This is a genomic window from Rahnella aquatilis CIP 78.65 = ATCC 33071, assembly GCF_000241955.1.
Lineage (GTDB): Bacteria > Pseudomonadota > Gammaproteobacteria > Enterobacterales > Enterobacteriaceae > Rahnella > Rahnella aquatilis.
The window spans coordinates 1,087,751-1,104,213 of the sequence record NC_016818.1; the positions used below are offsets into that span (position 1 = coordinate 1,087,751).

10 protein-coding genes are annotated in these 16,463 nt (G+C 56.8%); 5 read left to right on the forward strand and 5 right to left on the reverse strand.

Annotated features, from left to right (window positions below):
- Nucleotides 1–149: 149 nt before the first annotated feature.
- Both RAHAQ2_RS05065 and RAHAQ2_RS05070 read right to left on the reverse strand, forming a co-directional pair.
- Nucleotides 150–377, reverse strand: a complete 228-nt coding sequence (locus RAHAQ2_RS05065; RefSeq protein WP_015696203.1) for a hypothetical protein — start codon at nucleotides 375–377, stop codon at nucleotides 150–152.
- A gap of 88 nt (nucleotides 378–465) precedes the next feature.
- The gene (locus RAHAQ2_RS05070; RefSeq protein WP_015696204.1) at nucleotides 466–1,377 is read right to left on the reverse strand and encodes an AraC family transcriptional regulator; all 912 of its coding nucleotides are present in this window, start codon (nucleotides 1,375–1,377) and stop codon (nucleotides 466–468) included.
- A 96-nt stretch (nucleotides 1,378–1,473) separates the two neighbouring features.
- On the opposite strand from RAHAQ2_RS05070, the gene RAHAQ2_RS05075 reads away from it, so the two are divergent.
- Complete coding sequence (locus tag RAHAQ2_RS05075; protein WP_015696205.1) at nucleotides 1,474–2,220, forward strand: SDR family oxidoreductase; 747 nt, start codon at nucleotides 1,474–1,476, stop codon at nucleotides 2,218–2,220.
- 299 nt (nucleotides 2,221–2,519) lie between these two features.
- On the forward strand, nucleotides 2,520–3,677 hold the full coding sequence (locus RAHAQ2_RS05080) for a M20 aminoacylase family protein (protein WP_015696206.1): 1,158 nt from the start codon (nucleotides 2,520–2,522) through the stop codon (nucleotides 3,675–3,677).
- A gap of 64 nt (nucleotides 3,678–3,741) precedes the next feature.
- Here the strand turns inward: RAHAQ2_RS05080 and RAHAQ2_RS05085 are convergent, their stop codons facing one another.
- The 3 genes from RAHAQ2_RS05085 to RAHAQ2_RS05095 all read right to left on the reverse strand — a co-directional run bounded on the left by RAHAQ2_RS05085 (nucleotide 3,742) and on the right by RAHAQ2_RS05095 (nucleotide 6,861).
- A complete protein-coding gene (locus RAHAQ2_RS05085) occupies nucleotides 3,742–4,524 on the reverse strand; it encodes a CatB-related O-acetyltransferase (protein WP_015696207.1) in 783 nt (260 codons plus the stop codon).
- Between the two features lie 181 nt (nucleotides 4,525–4,705).
- On the reverse strand, nucleotides 4,706–6,493 hold the full coding sequence (locus RAHAQ2_RS05090; RefSeq protein WP_015696208.1) for a methyl-accepting chemotaxis protein: 1,788 nt from the start codon (nucleotides 6,491–6,493) through the stop codon (nucleotides 4,706–4,708).
- Between the two features lie 62 nt (nucleotides 6,494–6,555).
- On the reverse strand, nucleotides 6,556–6,861 hold the full coding sequence (locus RAHAQ2_RS05095) for an Rdx family protein (RefSeq protein WP_015696209.1): 306 nt from the start codon (nucleotides 6,859–6,861) through the stop codon (nucleotides 6,556–6,558).
- A 372-nt stretch (nucleotides 6,862–7,233) separates the two neighbouring features.
- On the opposite strand from RAHAQ2_RS05095, the gene recC reads away from it, so the two are divergent.
- The 3 genes from recC to recD are packed head-to-tail and all read left to right on the forward strand — an operon-like array spanning nucleotide 7,234 to nucleotide 16,459.
- Complete coding sequence (gene recC, locus RAHAQ2_RS05100) at nucleotides 7,234–10,695, forward strand: exodeoxyribonuclease V subunit gamma (protein ID WP_015696210.1); 3,462 nt, start codon at nucleotides 7,234–7,236, stop codon at nucleotides 10,693–10,695.
- Complete coding sequence (recB, locus tag RAHAQ2_RS05105; protein WP_015696211.1) at nucleotides 10,692–14,408, forward strand: exodeoxyribonuclease V subunit beta; 3,717 nt, start codon at nucleotides 10,692–10,694, stop codon at nucleotides 14,406–14,408. The genes recC and recB overlap by 4 nt, the downstream gene beginning before the upstream one ends.
- The gene (recD, locus tag RAHAQ2_RS05110) at nucleotides 14,405–16,459 is read left to right on the forward strand and encodes an exodeoxyribonuclease V subunit alpha (protein ID WP_015696212.1); all 2,055 of its coding nucleotides are present in this window, start codon (nucleotides 14,405–14,407) and stop codon (nucleotides 16,457–16,459) included. The genes recB and recD overlap by 4 nt, the downstream gene beginning before the upstream one ends.
- The last annotated feature ends 4 nt before the right edge of the window (nucleotides 16,460–16,463 follow it).

The window sequence follows — 16,463 nt, forward strand, 5'->3', positions numbered from 1 at the left end:
TTCCTTTGTCCAAAATAGCTCTGAGAAGTAACGAATCGCACTATCATGGCTAAGCCGATAGTGTCTTCCCTCATGCTTTTTGGCGTTTTCCGCTTTTTTAACGCCCGGCACCGCAATATTGATGTTTTCCTGCTTTTTCGTGTCTGCGGTTAGCGGAATTTATGGAAGTGGTTATTGCGGATCTTTCGGTTGATATAACCATGCAGGCCGCTGCCAGCTTTCGCCATGGCGATCATGTGGTCAACGTCCGTTACCCCCGGGCGGATGGAATTATAGATGTAATGCCAGCCATCTTTGAACTTCACGGTAATTGAATCTTCCGTCGTCGTGAAAGCGACGATTCCCGAATTGCCTCCCCGGTTTTGGTACTTTTCCATATTCCCCCTTCCTGATTGATGAAGTCATTCACGACCTGAATAATAATAGCCATAAATTTTTGCAGGTTATGTGCGTAAGAAAGCTTTTTTAAGCTGTTTTGGCAAAACGCCCCGGCGGCATGCCTGTGTAGCGGGTAAATGCCACGCCGAAAGCGCTGACCGAACGGTAACCGGTGCGTTCGGCAATATCGGCAAGGGGCAGTTCGCCTTCTCTCAGCAGCCGTTTGGCGATCGCCATTCGCAAGGCCATCAGATACGCCATTGGCGGCATGCCGACAGCGCGGTTGAAGCGCTCGCACCAGCCGGATCGCGACATCGCCGCTGCCCGTGCCAGTTGTGCGATTGTCCAGCCCGCTGCGGGGGAACCGTGCATACAACGCAACGTGATCGCCAGTTTCGGGTCCGATAATCCGCGCACCAGGCCCGGTGACGCCGCGGTCACGGCCGCTGAGCGGAACGCTTCTATCAGCAATACTTCCAGCAGGCGGGTCATCACCATTTCCCGCGCCGGTTTATCCGCGCGATATTCCTCGCCGACCATCTGCACCAGCGTCGATAAACGTTTTTCCCCGCGAACGTGCAGCCATTGTGGCAGCAACGACACCAGCAGCGCTGAATCCGGCGAACCGAAAACGCAATTTCCGACCAGCATCCGCATATCTACCACGCTGTCAGGGTTACCGACACGTGCGCCACCGGGCATAGGGGTGATGGGGGTAGTCAGCGTTTCCCCGGTAACGGGCGGCTGGCGGTCAAGGCTGGAGGTCGAAAAGCGCTTTGCTTCCGGGATCAGCACAAAATCACCTTCGCTGAGCAGAAGCGTTTCACGATGATCGTCGTTTTCAATTGTCAGGTAACAGGATCCTTCCAGCACAGCGAAGTAAAAAGGGCGTCCTGTCTCAGCGCGCTGAACCGCCCACGGCGCGGAGGCTGCCACCAGTTTTGAGAAGGGGGCACCGGGCTGAAGTAGCGAAATAACGTCTGCTAAAGGATCTACCATTTGGACGATCTCGACAAAAAGATGGATATCTGAACATAGGGATACCGGAAAGAGTCGCCTATCTTATAGGTCTTGTCCACTGTTACGGAGTTTCTCATGTCCTCACAATCCACCATTCTGATCACCGGCTGTTCTTCAGGTTTCGGCCTCGACATTGCGCGTCATTTTCTTGAAAAAGGCTGGCGGGTGATCGCCACGATGCGTACACCCAAAAACGATCTGTTGCCGGAGTCCGGCTCATTGCGCATTCTTGCGCTGGATGTCACCGACCCCGAAAGTATCCGCCGCTGTTTTGAAGAAGCCGGGCCGGTTGATGCACTGGTCAACAACGCCGGTATCGGCCTGATTGGCCCGCTGGAAGGGGAAAAATTCAGCAGCGTGCGGCAGATTTTCGAAACCAACACCTTCGCCACGATGGCCATGACGCAGGCGGTGTTGCCGCAGTTCAGGGCGCGCCGCTCCGGGGTGATTGTAAATGTGACGTCAAGTGTGACGCTGAAATCGCTGCCGCTGCTCTCGGTTTACACCGCCAGCAAAGCGGCGGTCAATGCCTTCACCGAATCTCTCGCACTGGAACTGTCGCCGTTTAACATTCGTGTGCGGCTGGTTCTGCCGGGGCGTGCGCCGGGCACCCGCTTTGGTGCCAATGCCCGACATCTGATTGCCGATACCCTTCCCGAAGCTTATGAGGAATTCAGGAACAGGGTCTTTTCTGCGGTGCAGGACACCAGCACGCCGGTGACTTATTCACAGGATGTCGCCGATGCGGTTTGGACAGCGGTCACCGACCCCGATGCGCCGATGCGCATTCCAGCCGGAGCCGATGCGGTGGCCCTTTCCTAAAGTTTAACGCCTGATAAACGAAGCAAAAAGAAGACGCTTTTTAAGAATACGGGAGTAGATAACGGAAAGCGGCGGGGAATAGAATTCCCCGTCGTTTTTACTCTCATCACGAGGGCTCAGAATGAAAAAACTCCTCCTCATTGTCATGGTTTCAGCGCTGGCAGGTTGCGCGGGTTATCACCAAGGGTAACGTAAGCCGGTTTCCCGTTTATCGGTTCATGGCAGGATGTGATACTTTGGAATTATCGTGCCGGTGGGAGCCTCTCACCGTGTTGAATTCAGAACAGCACAGAGGGTGTATGGCGGTTATTTCCGGACAGATTATCGGGCAGGCGAAACAGTGGCGTCGCGACTTTCACAGGCGACCTGAACCTGGCCTGCATGAGCATGGCACCGCAAAAATAATCAGTGAACTGTTAGTATCTTTTGGCCTTGAAGTGCATACCGGCATTGCCGAAACCGGCGTTATTGCCACACTGCGACATGGCGAAGGCCCTTCGATCGGTCTGCGTGCGGATATCGACGCATTACCCATTCATGAACTGAATGATTTCGCTCACCGGTCGCAAAATCCGGGGCTGATGCATGCCTGCGGGCACGACGGCCACACCTCCATTTTGCTGGGTGCGGCAAAATATCTGAGTGAGAATCGCCATTTTCGCGGCACCGTCCATTTCATCTTCCAGCCTGCTGAGGAAAACTTAGGCGGCGGCGAAATGATGGTGAAAGAAGGGCTGTTTGAGCGTTTTCCGATGCAGGCAGTGTACGCGCTGCACAACTGGCCGGGGCTGCCGGTGGGGGAAGTGGCGGTCAGTCAGGGGCCGATGATGGCGTCGCAGGACAATTTCTATATCACGCTGACCGGCAAAGGCTGCCACGCGGCGATGCCTGAGTTGGGTGCCGATCCGGTGGTGGCTGGCGCGCAGCTGATTTTGTCCTTGCAAAGCCTGATATCGCGCCGGTTGTCGCCGCTGGAGCAAACGGTGATCAGCCTGACACAACTTCAGGCGGGCGAAGCCATTAACGTTATTCCTGAAACGCTACATATGTCGGGCACGCTGCGCTGTCTGAGCAATAAAACCCGTGAAACCTGCTGGCGGCTGATTGAAGAATACGTGAATGCAGTGCCGTTACCGTACGGGGTGAAAGGGGAAGTGCGCTGGGAACGGGGTTATCCGGTCACGCAGAACCATGCGGCACAGGCGGAGATTGTGCGTGATGCAGCGAAAAACACGCCGGGTATTCAGAAAGTGCATTTCAATAATGCGCCGTCGATGGCCGCAGAGGATTTCGCTTATCTGCTGGAAGCCTGTCCGGGCGCTTATTTCTGGCTGGGTGCCGATGGCGCCACACCTTCTGCTTCACTGCATAGCCCGCGCTATGACTTTAATGACGACATTATTCCGCTCGGTATCGGCGTGCTGACGACGCTGGTGGAACGCGAGCTGAAAGCCTGACCGCATTTTTCACGGCATTCCGGGCCGGACAACAGAGGCGTTACGCATTGTCCGGTCTGGGTTTTTATATTTTTGCCAGTTCTTGCGCAATATTCACCATTTTATAGTCATATTCGCTAATGACATTGCGGCGTATTTTATCCTCCATCTCATCGATGAATTTTATAATATCAACAGCCGCTGCGAAGTCGGGTAAATCAGTAATTTTGTAATTCCACCATTGAATAGATTGCAGGCGATTAATAATACCCTCATCAAACCGGTATTTAATCACTCTGGCCGGAATACCCGCGACAATAGCGTACGGAGGAACATCCGAAGTGACGACAGCATTGGCGGCAATAACTGCGCCATTGCCGATAGTGATGCCGCCTTTTAATACGGCGTGTTCCCCCACCCAGACATCATGACCTAATACCGTCGCCGCCGGCATATAGTCGAACCCGGCAATGTTCAGCGTTTCTCCGAATTGCTCCAGCGCCACTTTCGGGAAGAAGTCATGATACGTCAGCGGACTGGTCGTAAACCGGTGTATGGGATGTTGCGGCCCCATCACCCGCACCCCTGCTGCCAGGCTGCAAAATCTGCCGGTTTTGAGATTATTGGGTAATTTACTGCACGCGTAAGAATACGCGCCCATCGAACAGAAACTTTTTCGCGGCATTGAGGCATATTCTTCGACCCAGACATCTTCGGTAAATTTTATTTTCTCCCCTTTTTTAAAAAGGAATATATTTCTCTTCTTATATATTCCTTTCACTATTTCCGGGAATTTAAGATGGATCTTATGGCGTAAACAATAATCCTCATGTTTTTGAGTCCATCGAAACTCAACGGGATACTTCATTCATTGCTCCTCAAAGGTGACACGCTGTTTTTATATATTCTTGTCTAAATCCTAGCATAAAACAGACATTGCAAAATCTGAGGTCGGCGGAAACTACGTGAGGAGGGGGAGAAGTAAAGCAAAGAACGCCCGGAGGATAAAGTCCGGGCGCCGGGATGAACATTTTACTCAGGTGGCGTGATCAGACCCGGAAATGCCCGACGGCAACGGCCAGGCCGGTAGCTTGCTCCTGCAACGCCGACGCCGCACCGGTAGATTCCTGAACCATCGCGGCGTTCTGCTGCACCATGCCGTCGAGCTGGGTAATGGCACGGTTGATTTCGTGAATACTCAGCATCTGCTCTTCAGATGCATGGGTAATTTCCAGCATCACTTTGCTGACGTTCGACACGTTGCTGACGATTTCACTCATGCTGTCGCTGGCGAGGCGCACCTGCGCGGAGCCGGACGCCACGCTGCTGACCGTTGATTCGATCAAGACTTTGATCTCTTTCGCTGCCTGGGCGCTGCGCTGGGCGAGGCTGCGCACTTCGCTGGCGACCACCGCAAAACCACGCCCCTGTTCACCGGCACGCGCGGCTTCGACTGCGGCGTTCAGCGCCAGAATGTTGGTCTGGAAGGCAATGCCGTCGATCACGCCGGTAATATCCCCGATTTTTGACGAGGCGCTTTCGATGCTTTCCATGGTTGTAATGACTTTAGTCACCACTTCGTCACCGCGTATGGCCGCTTCGGAAGCGGATTTGGCGGTTTCGGATGCCTGCTTAGCGGAGCTGGCCGACTGAGAAACCGTCGCCGTGATCTGCTCAAGGGATGCTGCGGTTTGTTGCAGGCTGGCTGCGGCAGATTCCGTACGACCGGACAAATCGTTATTCCCTGCGGCGATTTCATCGGCAGCGATTTTAACGGATTCACTGGTGGTACGGATTTCAGACATCACCTTGCTAAGCTTATCGACGAAGGTGTTGAAGGCGTGGGCGATTTGCGTCACTTCATCATGTCCGTCGGTCGGCAGACGCTGCGTCAGATCATCCTCACCGGAACTGATGGCGTTGAGCGTATCGCGCACCACCGACAGGCGGTGGAACGATTTGCTGATAATCAGCCCGATGACGGCGGCTGAAATCAGCATGATCACAATCAGCGTAATCACCGACGAGGTCAGCAGGGATCGCATACCGGCAGTCGATTCCTTCTTATCCTGCGCCACCAGCGTGAACCATTCCGTGCCCGCCACCGGCATCGCACGGAGGCGCTTGACCGCGCCGCTCAGACGGATATCCACCGGTGCATTGGCGGCAAACACATCCTGCAAATTCACCCCTTCCGCCAGTGCGGTAAATGGCTTCAGTGCCAGGCTGGCATCCGGATGCGCGATAATCACACCGGATTTGTCCACCAGCATGCCGAAACTGCCCGGCGTCGGATGAATGGTACTGACGTTGTTAACGACGCTGTCCATCGATACATCGCCTGCCACAACCGCTTTCAGCGTGCCTGCTTCCATCACCGGTACGGCGAAAGTGACCACCAGTTTACCGGTACCGGCATCGATATACGGCGGTGTGGCCACCGGATGTCCGGCGGCTTCAGCCTGCTTGTACCACGGGCGACCGGTCGGGTCGTAATCTGCGGGCACACCGGCCGGATCGGAAAACTTCGCGGTGCGGTTTGCATAACCGACATACACATTGGTAAACCCACCTGCACTGGCGATCTGCTTGAGAACCGGGATCGGATCTTCCGACATCGCGACCTGTTGCAGTGAAACGATCATCCCTGTTTTTGCGCTTACCCAGTCGCTGATCCCTTGCGTGTGGCTGGCGGTCAGGGCGTTCAGCGTGCTGTCTGTCGCCTGACTGTTGTATTTGCTGGCAACGGTATAACTCAGGAACGTATTGATAATCAGCGAGCAGGCCACGATGACGATACAGGCCGTGATAATGCGCGAACGGATGGTCTTAAGCATGAGCGTTTCCCTGGAAGGAATCTTAAGTTACAGGTATCGGCAGGGAAGAGGAAAACTTGACCCTACGCCTCACCGTTCCCGCCCGTTTTCTTCTTATCCACATGTCCCAGTGAACGTTCCGGGAAACAGATATCGCGCACCCGCTGTTTGAGCGGTGCGGCGTCCGGAAAACCGCCGTCGCGTTTGCGTTCCCAGATGACCTCATCATCGACTTTAATCTCGTAAATGCCGCCCGTGCCGGGAACAAGCGTCACCGATGCCAGATCGGTACTGAACGAGTTGAGCAATTCCTGCGCCATCCATGCGGCGCGCAGCAGCCAGTTACATTGTGAGCAATAAGTGATGGTGATGGCAGGCAGTTTTTCCATGGTATGAACCCTTTTAAGATGGTTTTAACGTGATATCACAACGCAGATGAAGCCCTGAAAATAGCATGATGTCTGGCGATCTACTGCACCGTGATGATATCCGCCGTCGGTCAGGGCACTGATTGAATTATCCCGGAAATCCGTCATGGGTATTGCCTGCGCCTTATGCGCACTGGCTTGAGCGTTACAGCATTCAGTGATCCTCAAATATCTGTGGAAAGAAGCGCATAAAGCGCGCAGGTAATTTTCAGGGCATTACATTTTGCTACGAGGCAGGCCGCAAGCCCTGCCTCTTTTCTTTTCTGTTCTTTCAATCCATTCCAAATCAACGCAAAATCCCAACCCTGACAGGCGATATTAAAGGATGCGGGCGTGAATTCAGGTTTGATGGTATTACACGGAAATCACTCAGAAGCGCTGAGGGACGTGCTGATCACGTGGATGGCGGCGCATCCGCTGTCGCCGCTGGAAAATGAAGTGATTCTGGTGCAGAGCAACGGCATTAATCAGTGGCTGAAACTGGCGCTGGCACGTGATGTGACCGACGGTGGCTGCGGGATTGCTGCGGCGCTGGATATCAAACTTCCGGCGCGCTTTTTCTGGCAGGTTTACCGCGCGGTGCTCGGCAAAGAACAGGTGCCGGAATCATCCCCGTTCGACCGCCCGCTGCTGACCTGGCGACTGATGCGCCTGTTGCCCGAACTGCTTGCCGAACCGGTGTTTGCGCCGCTCGCGCGTTTCTTAAAAGATGACGGCGATATGCGTAAACTGCATCAGCTGGCACAGCGCCTGGCGGATTTATTCGATCAGTATCAGGTTTACCGCGCCGACTGGCTGGAAGACTGGGGCAACGGGCTGGACGTTCTGCGTACCAGCCGTAAAGGCAGCGAACCCTTGCCGGAGAATCTGCTGTGGCAGCCGCAACTGTGGCGCGCGCTGCTGGCGGATGTCCCTGAAAGCGAACGTGGCACCAGCCGTGCGGCGGTGCATCAGCGTTTCCTGCAATACGCGCAATCTATTCCTGAAGGCCAGCGTCCCGCCGGGCTTCCCGCGCGGCTGGTGGTCTTTGGTATTTCCTCGCTGCCGCAACAATCCCTTGAAGTGCTGGCCATGCTCGGCCGCTGGACACATATCTTTATGTGCGTACATAACCCATGCGAGCACGACTGGAGCGATATCATCGCGGATAAAGATTTGTTGCGCGCGGAAAGAGTACGTCAGCAGCGCAAACCGGGCATGCCGCAGGTGATTGCCGAAGATGAACTCCATCAGCATGCGCATCCGCTGCTGGCAGCATGGGGCAAACAGGGGCGTGATTACATCGGTCTGCTGAATGAGTATGACAATCATGAATCTTATGCCTCGCAGCTGGCGCCGGTGATCCCGCGCATCGACCTCTTTACCTCAAACGGTACCGACACCCTGTTGCATCAGTTGCAGGAAGACATTTTGCAGCTGCGTCCTCTGTCCGAAACCATCGATCAATGGCCTGCCGTTGACGTTCAGCATGACGATTCCCTGCGTTTCTTTATTACGCACAGCGCCCAGCGTGAAGTGGAAGTGCTGCACGACCGCCTGCTGGCGGCACTGGCCGCTGATCCGACGCTGAAAGCGCGCGACATTATCGTGATGGTGCCGGATATCAACGGTTATGCACCGCACATTCAGGCGGTGTTTGGCCTGATGGAGCGCAGTGATCCGCGTTATATCCCGTTTACCGTCGCCGATCAGGGACCGCGCCAGAACAACCCGTTACTCGGTGCGCTGGAAAGCCTGCTGGCGCTGCCGCAGTCGCGTTTTGCGGTCAGCGATTTGCTGGATTTACTCGATGTGCCATCGGTGCGTCAGCGCTTCGGGATTGAAGAAGAACAACTGCCCCTGCTGCACCGCTGGATCAGAGCGGCTAACGTGCGCTGGGGGCTGCATGCCGAACAGCGTCAGAGCCTGGAACTGCCCTTATCGCCGGAACAAAACAGCTGGTTCTTTGGCCTGCAGCGTATGTTGCTGGGTTATGCGGTAGGCAGCGGCGAAGCCTGGGAAAATATTGAGCCACTGGATGAAATCGGCGGGCTGGATGCGGCGCTGATGGGGCCGCTGTCACATCTGCTGAACTGCCTCGATGACACCTGGCGTCAGTTGCGTGAACCTGCGGCACCGCTGGTGTGGGGGGAACGGCTGCGCTCCATTCTTTCTCAATATTTTGCCGATGATGACGGCGAAGACGGCTTTATTTTAGTGCGGCTGCTCGGCGAGCTTGAAATCTGGCTCGAAGCCTGTGAAAGCGTCGATCTACAGGCTGAACTGCCGCTTTCGGTGGTGCGTGACCACTGGCTGGCACAGTTCGAACAGTCGGGTCTGACCCAGCCGTTTTTCGGCGGCGCGGTGACTTTCGCCACGCTGATGCCGATGCGTGCCATTCCTTTCCGCCATGTGTATCTGCTGGGTATGAACGACGGGGATTATCCGCGTAACCGTGTGCCGATGGATTTCGACCTGATGGGGCGCGATTACCGTCCGGGCGACCGTTCACGTCGCGAAGATGACCGCTATCTGTTCCTTGAAGCGCTGCTTTCCGCGCGTGAGCGCTTACACATCAGCTGGGTGGGTCGCAGCATTCACGACAATACCGAACGCCCGCCGTCCGTGCTGGTGGCGCAGTTGCGCGACCATCTGGCGGCGGGCTGGGGAAGAAATAAGGGTAAGGAGTTCCTGGCTGCGCTGACCACCGAACATCGTCTGCAACCGTTCAACCGTGACTACTTCAGTCAGGGCAGCCCGTTGTTCAGCTATGCGCACGAATGGCGCGCCGGACTGGAGGCGGAAGCTGCCGCCGTTGCTACACAACCGCTGCAACCGGCAGAGCAGGAAGGCGCGCTGACGCTGCGTCAGTTGTCGGATTTCCTGTCGGATCCGGTGCGCAGTTTCTTCCGCCAGCGGCTGAACATCTGGTTTGAGCTGGAAGATCCGGGCAGTGAAGATCAGGAGCCGTTTGACATCAATGCGCTGGAAAACTGGCGGTTGCAGGACGAACTGATCCGTGCGCAAAAATGGGCGCTGGAAACCGGCGTTTCGCGCCAGGATGTGTTGCGTCAGCAACTCGAACGTATTGAGCGGCGCGGCGAGCTGGCGCCGGGCGAATTTGCCGCCGTGCTGAGTGAGGATCTTGCTGAGCCGATGGACACCTTATTCGCCAGTTATCAGCAGATTCTGGATGTATGGCCGCAGCCGCTGGCAAATGAGGCGCTGGAAGATGGCACCGGTGGTGTGATGTTCTCTGACTGGCTGAGCGAACTGCGGGCAAATCCTGCGGGTGACCGCGCGCGCGTGGTGCTGGAAAGCATCGGCATCATGACCAAAGAACGCAGTTACCGTTTTGACCGGCTGCTGCCTTACTGGGTCGCCCATCTCGCCGGTCACCTTGACGGCAAGCCCATGCACACCGTGATCATCAGTAAGAACGGCACGGCTGAACTGCTGCCGCTGGAGATTGCACAGGCGCGTGCCCTGTGGGAAATGCTGATTGAAACCTGGAAGGCGGGGCAGTTGCGCCCGTTGCCGCTGGCGGTTAAAACCGCATTTGTCTGGCTGAAAAAAGAGGGCACAGAAAACAGCACACCGGACAGCGATGCCTGGCTTTCCGCCCGCGACAGTTATGAAAATCACGATCCGGCAAACATGAAGTTCGGTGAACGCGACAGTAACCGCTATCTGTCCCGCGCGTGGCCGGACTTCGCCGCACTCTGGTCTGACGGTGAATTTGCCCGCCTCGCGGATACGCTGCTCGCGCCGCTGAGAAATCATCTTTCCCGCGGTAAAAAAGGAACGAAGGAATGATGGAACAATGTTTAACATCAGCATCAGCGGTGCCCCCTGTGGTGCCATCAGCGCTGAATGTGCTGAATTTTCCGCTGACGGGCAGCCGCCTGATTGAAGCCAGCGCCGGTACCGGCAAAACCTTCACCATCGCTGCGCTGTATGTACGGCTGGTGCTCGGGCACGGCGGCGACAATGCCTTCAGCCGTCCGCTGACGCCGCCGGAAATTCTGGTCGTGACCTTTACCGATGCGGCTACTAAAGAGCTGCGGGATCGTATCCGCGAACGGCTGTCTGGCGCAGCGGCGTGTTTTTTAGACGATCCGCTGGCACCGTCTTCCTGCGACGAATTTTTGCAAACCCTGCGTGCGGAGTACCCGCCGGAGCAATGGCCGGGCTGTGCCCGCAAGCTGCAACTGGCGGCGGAATGGATGGATGAATCTGCTGTCTCGACCATTCACGGCTGGTGTAACCGTATGCTCGGCGAGCACGCGTTCGACAGCGACAGCCTGTTTACCCAGACGCTGGAAACCGACCAAACCGAACTGCTGATGAACGTGGTGCGTGATTACTGGCGCAGTTTCTATTTTCCGCTCGGTGAACAGGAAATCCGCACACTGCGCGGATGGTGGCGCGCGCCGGAAGATTTACATCGCAGCGTGATGCCGTTGCTGGATTACACTGAAGAGTTAGGTTCAGATCTGACACCCGCCGAAGTGGTCGAAACAGTGAATAACCAGAAAGCCGCGGAACTGGCGACGCTGAAACAAGACTGGCCGCAATGGATTGAAGAACTCAATGTTCTCTTAGACGATGCTTCCTCTAAAAAACTTGTTAACGGAACAAAATTACGACCATCGTATTACCAGCCATGGCTGGATAAGCTTCGGATCTGGGCAACGACAGACGAAATTAAGCCAGAGTTAAATAAAGGTTGGGAACGCCTTACCCATTCGGGGCTGAAAGATGCCTGGAAACAGGGCGAACCGCCGGTACACCCTGCACTGAGCGCGATGGAAACCCTCAAAGCCCGGCTGGAAAGTCTGCCGGATGCCCGCAGCGGGTTGCTGCAACATGCCTGCCGCTGGATCAAAAACCGTTTTGACGCCGAGCAGCAAAAGCGTGCGCAAATGGGCTTCAACGATTTACTGACCCGTCTGGACGCCGCGCTGCGCAGTGATAACGGCGCGCGGCTGGCGGAGATTATCCGCACCCAATTCCCGGTGGCAATGATCGACGAATTTCAGGACACCGATCCGCTGCAATACCGTATTTTCGACGCCGTTTACCGCGTGGCTGCAAATGCGCCGGAGCAGGGGCTGATCCTGATCGGCGACCCGAAACAGGCGATTTATGCCTTCCGTGGCGCGGATATTTATACCTATCTGCGCGCCCGTCGTGATACTGGTGGCCGCCATTACACGCTGGCGACCAACTTCCGTTCTACCCGCGCGATGGTGGCATCGGTGAATCAGGTGTTTGAACTGGCGGAAAAACGTCAGTCCGGTGAGGGGGCATTTCTGTTCCGGCGCGGCGCGGAAAATCAGGTGCCGTTCCTGCCGGTGGAAGCCAAAGGACGCGCTGACACGCTGGTCATTGAGGGGGCTGAAGCCGTTGCGCTGACGCTATGGTATCCGGAAAACCAGACGGAAGCGTTGCCGAAAACGCAGTATGTCCAGCTGATGGCAGACGGCTGTGCGACGGAAATTGTCCGCCTGCTGCGCCTGGGTCAGCAGGGGGCTGCCGGTTTCGGCACACCTGGCGAAACGCTGAAACCGGTGATGCCGGGCGATATTGCGGTGCTGGTGAACACCGGACGTGAAGCGTCGGCGGTGCGTGCTGCGCTGTCAAAACGTGGTGTACCCAGTGTGTATCTCTCTGATAAAGAATCTATTTTCGAAAGCGTACAGGCCGGTGAATTGCAATACTGGCTGGCGGCCTGTGCCGCGCCGGAAAACGATCGTCTGCTGCGTGCTGCCCTCGCGACACCTTCCCTGAACCTGAGCTGGGAAGCGCTCGACAGGCTGAATCAGGATGAAAACGAGTGGGAACGCTACGTTCATCAGTTTCAGGCACTGCGTACCTGCTGGCGCAAACAGGGCATTCTGCCGATGCTGCGCCGCCTTATGTGGGAATTCGACGTGCCGCGCCGTTTGCTTGGCCGCGGTGACGAACGTGCGCTGACCGACCTGTTGCATCTTTCTGAGCTGCTGCAACAGGCCAGCGTTCAGCTCGACGGTGAGCACGCGCTGATCCGCTATCTGGCACAGCAGTGTCAGGATGAACATCAGGGGGGCGATGCGCGCAAACTACGCCTCGAAAGTGATGCAGAACGGGTGAAAGTGGTCACGGTGCATAAATCCAAAGGGCTGGAATATCCGCTGGTATTCCTGCCTTTCGCCTGTGCTTTCCGCGCGGTCAAAAAACAGGATTCACCGCTGAAATGGCATACACCGGAAGGCGAACTGGAAGTCGCGCTGAGTGCGACCGATGAACTGCTGGTGCAGGCTGACCGCGAGCGCCTGGGAGAAGACCTGCGTAAGTTCTACGTCGCGATGACCCGCTCGCGCTACGCACTGTGGCTGGGGATGGCACCGCTGAAGGAGTTCGAAAAGAGCGCACCTGGTTATCTGTTCCACGGCGGCAACGCTATCGATGCGCAGACGCTGCCCGCCAGTTTGCAGGCGCTGGAAACCGAAACTATTCGCGCCTGGCCGCTGCCCGTTGCGGATGGCGCAATCTATCGCAGCGAACAGTCGTTGCCGAAACTCGGGCCGCGCCCGCCGCTGCGTACGCACAAAGACCCGCGCTGGTGGGTGTCGAGTTTCTCCGGTCTGCAAATCGCGCCGGCGGGCACCTATATCATGCCGGAAAGCCTGAACCGCGAACCCCGTGGTGAAATCGAAAGTGCGGCGCAGGACAGCTATTTAGAAGATCAGAAAGTGTTTGTGGAAGAAAAAGAACCGGTATCCGGACTTTTGCAACCGATGACCGGTGAGAATTTATATGCGTTTCCGCGCGGCCCTGTGCCGGGTAATTTCCTGCACGGTTTGCTGGAATGGGCGGGTGATGAAGGGTTCGCGGCCCTGGCGAAGGATCCGGCGAAAATCGCCGATCAGGTCGCGCGGCGTTGTCATACACGCGGCTGGGAAAAGTGGATCGTGCCGCTGACCGGCTGGCTGACGGCGTTACTGACACAGCCGTTAGCCCTGCCGGACGGGGAAACCTTCACGCTGGCGGAACTGCCGCCTTATCAGGTCGAAATGGAATTCTGGTTCTCGCTCACTCAGGTGCCGACCCGTCGTCTCGACATGCTGGTTCAGCAATACACGCTGGAAGGCGCGGAGCGTGCGCCGCTGCTGCAGGAAGATCTCAACGGCATGCTGAAAGGCTTTATCGATCTGGTGTTTGAACATAACGGGCGTTATTACGTGCTCGATTATAAATCCAACTGGCTCGGTGATGACGCCAGCGGTTATGACCAAAACACTATGATGCAGTCGATGCGCGACCACCGCTACGATTTACAGTTCACGCTGTATTTGTTCGCACTGCATCGTCTGCTGAAATCCCGTCTGCCGGATTACGACTATGACCAGCATATCGGCGGCGCGGTCTATCTTTTCCTGCGCGGCAGCCATGCGCCGGGTAACGGCGTCTGCGTCCAGCGGCCGGATAAAGCGTTAATTGAACAACTGGACGTTCTGTTCAGCAGCAGCGAGGAACATGCATGAAGATCAACAGCCGTGAAGATATTGTGCATCTGCTGACGAGCTGGGTGGAATGTGGCTGGCTGCGCGAACTGGATCGCGCACTGGTAACGTTTCTGGCGAAAGAAGCGCCGGATGCCCATCCGTTGCTATTACTGGCCACCGCACTGACCAGCTATCAGCTCGGGCGCGGGCATGTGTGCCTGGATTTGCAGGCTACACTCGACGACAGCGCCTTTTCACTTTCGCTGCCGCCGGAGGGAGATCATGCTGACGGCGCGGTGATCCGTCCGGCAGCGGTGCTGGACTCTCTGAGTCTGCAGGAATGGCTGGCGGCGCTGGCGCACCCGACGCTGGTCGGGCACGGCGAAGGGAATTCGCCCCTGGTGCTGACCGGCCAGCGCCTGTATCTGCGCCGTTACTGGCAGTATGAACAGAATGTACGGGCGGCAATTGAACAGCGTCTGGCACGCAGTGCGTTGCACACTTTGCCGGCGAAGGCCCTGCGCGCGCCGCTCACTGCGCTGTTCCCGGCAGATGGGCAATCTGCTATCACTAACTGGCAAAAACTGGCCTGCGCGCTGGCGGCAGGCAGTGCGTTCAGCATTATTACCGGCGGGCCGGGCACCGGTAAAACCACCACGGTTGTGCGTCTGCTGGCGTTGTTACAGACGCTGGCGCTGGAAGAAAACGGCCAGCCGCTGCGTATCCGGCTGGCTGCCCCGACGGGTAAGGCGGCGGCGCGTCTGAATGAGTCGATAGCCGGTGCGGTATCGAAGCTGGATCTCAGTGCGCTCGGCAACGGTGATGCGGTGCGTGAAAGTATCAACACCGATGTGGTGACGCTGCACCGTCTGCTCGGCAGCCGCCCCGATACCCGCCATTTCAGGCATCATCCGGGCAATCCGCTGATGGTGGATGTGCTGGTGGTCGATGAAGCATCAATGGTCGATCTGGAAATGATGGCAGCATTGCTGGCGGCATTGCCGGAACAGGCGCGTCTGATCCTGCTGGGTGATAAAGATCAGCTTGCGTCGGTAGAAGCGGGTGCATTACTGAGCGAGTTATGCCAGCGCGCCAACGGTGGCCATTATCTGCCGCAAACCCGCGACTGGCTGCAAAGCGTGACCGGCGAACAGATCCCTGATGCGCTGGTTGATCCGCAAGGTACGGCGATGGATCAGGCCGTCGTCATGCTGCGCCACAGTTACCGTTTTGATGCACAAAGCGGAATCGGCCAGTTGGCCGAAGCCGTAAATGACGGTGATGTGAAAGCGCTGAAACAGGTCTGGAAACACGGGTACGCTGATCTGGCGCAACTGACACTGAGTGCGGATGATGACACCGTACTGCGCGACTGGGTGGTGAAGGGCGGAGTGAAGCAGTTCCCGGCGACGGCAAAACCTGAGGGTGCAGAACCACCGGCCGGCTATCAACATTATCTCAATGTGATGATCAGGGAGCGACCGGCAGACGATGAACCGCCGGAAGCGTTCAGTCGCTGGGCAACCAAAGTGCTTCTGGCCTATAGCCAGTTCCAGTTGCTGTGCGCCTTACGCGGCGGGCGCTGGGGCGTGGAAGCGCTGAATCAGCGCATCGCTGACATTTTGCGAAAAGAAGGATTGCTTAAGGCGTCGATCGGCTGGTATCCGGGGCGTCCGGTGCTGGTGACCCGCAATGATTACAGCCAGCGCCTGATGAACGGCGATATCGGCATCACGCTGGAGATCCCGCATCGTCTGGCCGACGGTTCTGTCGTGCCGACCCTTCGGGTGGCATTTCTGGCCGGAGACGGCACACAGGATATCCGCTGGGTGATGCCGGGACGCTTGCAGGCAGTGGAAACGGTATTTGCCATGACGGTGCATAAATCGCAGGGATCAGAATTTACCCATACCGCGCTGCTGCTGCCGGAGAATCTCAGCCCGATCCTGACGCGCGAGCTGATTTACACCGGTATTACCCGTGCGCGTCACTGGTTCAGTCTGGGATGTGTCGGGGGAATAAATGCCGTTTTACCGGATGCGGTGAAGCGTCGGGTGTTACGTGCCAGCGGATTAATCGAAAACGCGTAACCTG

Coding starts and splice junctions, on each gene's coding strand:
- RAHAQ2_RS05065 (WP_015696203.1), bottom strand. CDS start 377: ATGGAAAAGTACCAAAACCGGGGAGGCAATTCGGGAATCGTCGCTTTC.
- RAHAQ2_RS05070 (WP_015696204.1), bottom strand. CDS start 1,377: ATGGTAGATCCTTTAGCAGACGTTATTTCGCTACTTCAGCCCGGTGCC.
- RAHAQ2_RS05075 (WP_015696205.1), top strand. CDS start 1,474: ATGTCCTCACAATCCACCATTCTGATCACCGGCTGTTCTTCAGGTTTC.
- RAHAQ2_RS05080 (WP_015696206.1), top strand. CDS start 2,520: ATGGCGGTTATTTCCGGACAGATTATCGGGCAGGCGAAACAGTGGCGT.
- RAHAQ2_RS05085 (WP_015696207.1), bottom strand. CDS start 4,524: ATGAAGTATCCCGTTGAGTTTCGATGGACTCAAAAACATGAGGATTAT.
- RAHAQ2_RS05090 (WP_015696208.1), bottom strand. CDS start 6,493: ATGCTTAAGACCATCCGTTCGCGCATTATCACGGCCTGTATCGTCATC.
- RAHAQ2_RS05095 (WP_015696209.1), bottom strand. CDS start 6,861: ATGGAAAAACTGCCTGCCATCACCATCACTTATTGCTCACAATGTAAC.
- recB (WP_015696211.1), top strand. CDS start 10,692: ATGATGGAACAATGTTTAACATCAGCATCAGCGGTGCCCCCTGTGGTG.
- recD (WP_015696212.1), top strand. CDS start 14,405: ATGAAGATCAACAGCCGTGAAGATATTGTGCATCTGCTGACGAGCTGG.